We start from the raw sequence: 4,975 nt of genomic DNA, 5'->3' as shown, positions 1-4,975 counted from the left end.
CCCCAACTCCCCGGGCCCCAATTACAACGTGGCGCCCACCAGCACCATCAGCACCGTGGTCAAGCGGCACGCCGAACCCGACGACGAATCCACCCGGCGGATCCGGCTCATGCGCTGGGGCTTCGTCCCGCCGTGGGCCAAGGCCGGCACCGAAGGCGGTCCGGACACCAAGGGGCCGTTGCTGATCAACGCCCGCGCGGAGACGGTGGCCACGTCGCCGGCGTTTCGCGCCGCCGCCAAGCACAAGCGCTGCCTGGTGCCCATGGACGGCTGGTACGAGTGGCGGTCCAACGGCGAGCGTACCGACGGCAAGAAGGCCGCCAAGACACCGTTCTTCATGTACGCCGACGACGGCGAGCCGCTGCTCATGGCCGGCCTGTGGTCCACATGGCGGCCCCGCGACCTCTCCGGAGACGCCACCGACGCGGGGCCACCGCTGCTGAGCTGCACCATCATCACCACCGATGCCGTCGGGCCCCTCGCCGACATCCACGACCGGATGCCGCTGTCGGTCAGCGCGGCCGACTGGGACCACTGGCTCGATCCCGACGCGCCCGTCGACGAGGGTCTGCTGCGCGGCCACGGCGACCTGGACCGGATCCGGGTGCGGGAGGTGTCCACTCTGGTCAACAGCGTCCGCAACAACGGCCCCGAGCTGATCGAGCCGGCCGACCCCCAGCACGAGCAGGCCGGTCTGTTTTGAGCGCTGACCACAGCGCCGGCCTCAGCGCCGACCAAAGCGCCGACCAAAGCGCCGACCAAAGCGCCGACCCGGCGGTGCATCCGCTGGCGGATCCCGGCCTCACCGACGCCCTCGGCGCCGACCTGCGTTCGGCGGGCTACACCACCGACGGGGTGGCCCAGATGTTGGGACCCGACGCCGAGGCCGCCCTGAGCAGGGGGGTGTGGTGGCCGGCCATGCGGGCCGCCCGCACCGCCGCACCCGAGCACCGTCGCCTGGGCACCCTGGTGCGGCTGTTGTTGCTCGGCTCCGACGAAGACCCAGACGCGGTCGCCGCGGCGCTGCCCTCGACGGCGGTGCAGGCCCTCATCGCCGCCGGGGTGCTGGCGGCAACAACCGACGGGCGCGTGCGTGCCGCGCTGGACATCCGCCCGCACGGCGACGGCGCACGCGACTACCTCGTGGTCTCCGACCAGGACGCGGCGATGCGCGCCGGGCCCGTGGGCCGCGACCACGTCCTGGGGATCGGCGGGGCGTCGGTGTCACTGGCGCGTGCCGTGATCCGCCGGCCGGTCGCGCGCGCACTCGATCTGGGCACCGGGTGCGGCATCCAGGCGCTGCACCTGGACGCCCACAGCGATGTCGTGGTGGCCACCGACACCAACGCGCGTGCGCTGGCACTGGCCGCGGCCACCGCGCGGCTCAACCGGATGAGCTGGGACCTGAGGCCCGGCAACCTCTTCGGCCCGGTGGCCGGCGAACGGTTCGACCTCATCGTGTCCAACCCGCCGTTCGTGGTGGGTCCCGGCGCGCGCGACTACGTCTACCGCGACTCCGGCCTGGCCGCGGACACCGTGTGCCAGAACCTGATCGAGAGCGTCGGCGACCATCTGGAGCCCGGCGGCACCGCCCAGATCCTGGCCAACTGGGTGGTGCGCCGCGGCACCGACTGGCGTGCGCGCGTGGGCGGGTGGCTGGCCGACACCGGCCTGGACGCGTGGGTGGTGCAGCGTGAACTGGCCGACCCGATCAGCTATGTCGCGTTGTGGCTCTCGGACGCCGGCGAGCCCCCGCAGGATGCCGAACGGCGCGGCGGGGCCTGGCTGGACTGGTTCGCCGCCGAGGACATCACCGGAATCGGGATGGGCCTGGTCACGCTGCGCAAGCCGGGCCCGGGAACACCGCGGCGGCCCGAGCAGATCCTGGAGGAGATCACCGGCGCCGACGAGGCCCTCACCGGGCCCGAGGTGGAGGCGTTCCTCGCCAGGCGCGAGTACCTGCGCGTCACCGGCGACGACGCCCTGCTGGACGCCCGGCTGTCCACCGCGGCGGTCATCCTCGAAGAGCACTCGCTGCCCGGGCCCGAGGGCTGGCAGCCGATCTCGGCGGCGGTCCGGCGCCCCGGCGGGCCGGGGGCGGTCCTCGGTGTCGACGAGGTCTCCCGCGCGCTGCTGGCCGGCTGCCGCGGCCAGGTGCCGTTGGGCACCCTCCTCGAGCTGCTGGCCGCCCATCACGGCGTCGACGCCGACGCGCTCGCGCGGGCGGCGCTGCCGGTGGTGCGCGAGGCCATCGGCCGGGGGATCCTGCACCAGGTGCCCTGACCCCGCCGGGTGCCGCGGCTAGGCCCGCGCCGCGGTGATCAGTGCATATGGTGCGTCGAAACGCACCCGGCCCGCCGCGTCGACGTGGGCGCCCAGGGCCCGGCCGAACGCCGCGACCAGCTCGGCGCTCTGTTCCTCGTTTTGTTCCCGGGCCTGGCGCAGCACCGCGACATGGACCGGAGACTCCTCGGTGACGAACCGCAGCGCCTCCGGCAGCGACGCGAATTCCCAGGTGAGCGTGCCGGGCTGGATCTCGATGTCGGTGAAGAAACCGGAGAGCCGGGAGCGCGCCGTGTCGGGGTCGCCCCACTGGTCGGGGGTGAATTCGGGCGGCGGCGTGTTGCCGAGCACCTCCACCAGTGGATCGTGCAGCGGATTGGCGGACGTCCGCACCCACGCCGACAAGCCCAGCACCCCGCCGGGTTTGAGCAGCCGGCTGATCTCGGCGACCTGCTCGACCGGATCGACGAAGATGATGCCCATGTTCGACACGGCGGCGTCGAAGCCCTCGGTGGGCAGGCCCGTCTCGGCGGCGTCGGCGCGCACCCAGTCGATGTCGTGTCCGGCCGCGGCGGCCTTGGCCGCGCCGAGCGCCAACAGTTCGGCGGTGATGTCCACGCCCGTCACGCGGGCGGCCCGGTCCGCGGCGGCCAGTGCGGCGGTGCCGGTGCCGCACGCCAGGTCGACCACGCTGCGGCCGGCCAGGGGGGACCGCTGGTCGAGCGTGGCGACGAGATTCTCGGCGATCGGCGCGATCCGCTCGGCGACCGACTCGTAGCGACCGGCGGCCCACGGTGAGGTGGTCACAGATTCTCCGTTCGGGTCAGGGGCCGGTGTAGCCGGGCGGGTTGGGGCTGTCGACCCACAGGTCCACGCCCAGGTCCGACCCGGGCACGCAGTCATACACCGACAGGTCGGTGACCCCGGCGTCGATCAGCACGTCCTCGCACAGCAGCGAGTTGCCGGTGAAGTCCCGTGCGGGCTTGTTGAGCACCGCGTAGGCGGCGTCGGCGTAGACCGCGGGGGTGCGCGAGCGCGCCATCGCCGCGTCGCCGCCGAGCAGGTTCTGCACCGCGGCGGTGGCCACCATGGTGCGTGGCCACAGCGTGTTGGAGGCGATGCCGTCGCCGCGCAGCTCCTCGGCGATGCCCAGCGCGCACAGCGTCATCCCGTACTTGGCCATCATGTACGGGGTGGGTTTGAGCCACTGGTGTTCGAGGCGGATCGGCGGCGACAGGGTCAACAGGTGCGGGTTGGGCCGGCCCTTCATGTGCGGGATGCAGGCCTGCGAGACCGCGTAGGTGCCGCGCACCTGGATGCCGTTCATCAGGTCGAACCGCTTCAGCGGCACCTCCTCGATGGAGCCCAGATTGATCGCCGAGGCGTTGTTGACGCAGATGTCGATACCGCCGAACTGCTCGACCGCCGCGGCCACGGCCGCCGCGACCGCGTCGCCGTCGCGGATGTCGCCGACGATCGGCAGGGCGTGGCCGCCGGCCTCCTCGATCTCGGTGGCCGCGGTGTAGACGGTGCCCGGCAGTTTGGGGTGCGGTTCGGCCGTCTTGGCCATCAGGGCGACGTTGGCGCCGTCGGCGGCGACCCGTTTGGCGATCTCCAGGCCGATCCCGCGACTGGCGCCCGAGATGAACATGGTCATACCGGAGAGGGACATGCCTGGCACCCTATGCCGCGCGAATGTCTGCCGTCACAGCTCCGGTGAGGGCGATCAGATCCCGCGGAGCCAGCGCGATCTCCAGACCCCGTTTGCCCGCGCTGCACAGCACCCGGTCCCACGACAGCGCGGAGGCGTCGACCACCGTGGGCAGCGACCGGCGCTGGCCCAGCGGTGAGATGCCACCGACGACGTAGCCGGTCGCGCGCTGGGCGGCGGCCGGATCGGCCATCGTGGCCTTCGGCACGCCCAGGGCCGCCGCGGCCGCCTTCAGCGACAGCCGGGACGGAACGGGTAGCACCGCCACGGCCAGGCCGGCCGGGAGCGCCAGCACCAGCGTCTTGAGCACCTGGTCGGGGGACACGTCCTGGCCCGGGGCGAGTTCGGCCAGCTTGTGCACGGCCTCCTCGCCGAACGACTCGGTGCGCGGATCGTGCCGGTAGGCCAGCACCTGGTGGGCGACGCCGGCGCGGGTCAGCCGTGCGATCGCCGGGGTTGCCGCTGCTGCCACCAGGCCAGACTAGCCAGGCCGGGGCCGGACCGGCGGGCGCACTGCGTGCGCGCTGGGGGTGCACTGGGGGCACGGGAATGTGCCCGGGTGCGGCCGCTGTTACCACCATCAGTCGCGGACCGTCACACCCTTGACGGGGCCGCAGCCTAGGATTGACGAGGAGGAGTCCGGTGTCAGCGGTGTTGACCCTGTCGGGCGAGGAGCTGATGGCGTGGTACCTCGCGCCGTCGGCCTCGGTGCCGGCCGCCCAGACGAACGCGGTGGAGATCACCCAGACGGAAGGAACTGTGTCAACCAAGATGACCGACATCGACGGCACGACCAGCGCCGGACCGGACGGCGGCCCACCCGAACGGTCCGCCGAGACCGACGCCGAGCTCACGGCGCGGTTCGAGCGTGACGCGATTCCGTTGTTGGATCAGCTCTACGGTGGTGCGTTGCGGATGACGCGCAATCCCGCCGATGCCGAGGACCTGTTGCAGGAGACGATGGTCAAGGCTTATGCCGGG

General features: G+C 72.6%; 6 protein-coding genes. 3 read left to right on the top strand and 3 right to left on the bottom strand.

Annotated elements, in window-relative coordinates; translation table 11 throughout:
• A partial coding sequence (locus CSR00_RS29385) for an SOS response-associated peptidase (RefSeq protein ID WP_099025879.1) occupies positions 1-703 on the top strand: 703 nt, incomplete at its 5' end.
• Positions 704-777: 74 nt separating this feature from the next.
• Positions 778-2,283 (top strand): DUF7782 domain-containing protein, encoded by a 1,506-nt coding sequence (locus CSR00_RS29380; protein WP_245906743.1) that lies wholly within the window; start codon positions 778-780, stop codon positions 2,281-2,283.
• An 18-nt stretch (positions 2,284-2,301) separates the two neighbouring features.
• On the opposite strand, the gene CSR00_RS29375 is transcribed toward CSR00_RS29380, so the two are convergent.
• Genes CSR00_RS29375 through CSR00_RS29365 form a run of 3 tightly spaced genes read right to left on the bottom strand, consistent with a single transcriptional unit; the run spans position 2,302 to position 4,466 of the window.
• Positions 2,302-3,090 (bottom strand): class I SAM-dependent methyltransferase, encoded by a 789-nt coding sequence (locus tag CSR00_RS29375; RefSeq protein WP_245906741.1) that lies wholly within the window; start codon positions 3,088-3,090, stop codon positions 2,302-2,304.
• Between the two features lie 16 nt (positions 3,091-3,106).
• Positions 3,107-3,955 (bottom strand): SDR family oxidoreductase, encoded by an 849-nt coding sequence (locus CSR00_RS29370; protein WP_099025876.1) that lies wholly within the window; start codon positions 3,953-3,955, stop codon positions 3,107-3,109.
• Positions 3,956-3,965: 10 nt separating this feature from the next.
• Positions 3,966-4,466: an aminoacyl-tRNA deacylase gene (locus CSR00_RS29365; RefSeq protein WP_099025875.1), complete on the bottom strand. Its 501-nt coding sequence runs from the start codon at positions 4,464-4,466 to the stop codon at positions 3,966-3,968.
• 170 nt (positions 4,467-4,636) lie between these two features.
• Here CSR00_RS29365 and CSR00_RS31485 point away from each other — a divergent pair.
• Positions 4,637-4,975: sigma factor (locus tag CSR00_RS31485; protein WP_281259772.1), on the top strand; the 339-nt coding region annotated here is incomplete at its 3' end.

Source organism: Mycolicibacterium palauense (assembly GCF_002592005.1).
In the GTDB taxonomy this organism is placed as follows: Bacteria; Actinomycetota; Actinomycetes; order Mycobacteriales; family Mycobacteriaceae; genus Mycobacterium; species Mycobacterium palauense.
Note: the sequence above shows the minus strand (reverse complement) of the source record. Positions and strands in the feature narration are given on the sequence as shown.